At 74.7% G+C, this 640-nt stretch carries 1 protein-coding gene; it reads left to right on the forward strand.

Translation table 11 applies throughout. The annotated features are described in order from the left end of the window. On the forward strand, positions 1 to 640 hold a 640-nt coding region (locus tag A7A76_RS21890; RefSeq protein WP_206413295.1), incomplete at both ends, for a protein-disulfide reductase DsbD N-terminal domain-containing protein.

A 640-nucleotide genomic window follows, 5' to 3' on the forward strand; every position in this document is an offset into this window, starting at 1 on the left:
CCGCTGCTCGGCGGCGCCGCGCCGCTGAGCGCGCCGGCCGCCGGCGCGGGCGCCGCCACCGATGCCTTGCCGCTGCCGCCGGAGCAGGCGTTCGGCTTCGAAGCCATCGCCAAGGACGGCGACACCCTGCTGCTGCGCTTCACCCCGGCGCGCGGCTATTACCTGTACCGCGACAAGACTTCGCTGAAGACCGACCGCGCCGACATCGCCGCCGGCAAGCCTCAGTGGCCGCGCGGCACCGCGCACCGCGACGAGCATTTCGGCAACGTCACCGTGTTCTTCGACCAGATCGACGTGCCGCTGCCGCTGCTGCGCAAGACCGCCGAGGCCGGCAAGCTGGTGCTGACCGCGGGCTTCCAGGGCTGCCAGACCGACGGCATCTGCTATCCGCCGATGACGCGCAAGATCACCGTGGACCTGCCGCGCGGAACGGTGACGGCGGATGCCGCTGCAGCCACCGCGCCGTCCGCGGCCACGACGGCCACCGCAGCGGCGGCCGCGACGAACGCGACCGCCGCGCCTGCCGACGCCGGCAACGCGCCGGCCAACGCTGTCGCCGATCCCAACGCCGCAACCGCGACCGACACCGCTGCCGCCGACGCCACCGCCGCCACCGGCAACGCCGGCAGCGACACCGCCG

It is taken from the genome of Lysobacter enzymogenes (genome assembly GCF_017168095.1).
Lineage (GTDB): Bacteria > Pseudomonadota > Gammaproteobacteria > Xanthomonadales > Xanthomonadaceae > Lysobacter > Lysobacter enzymogenes_D.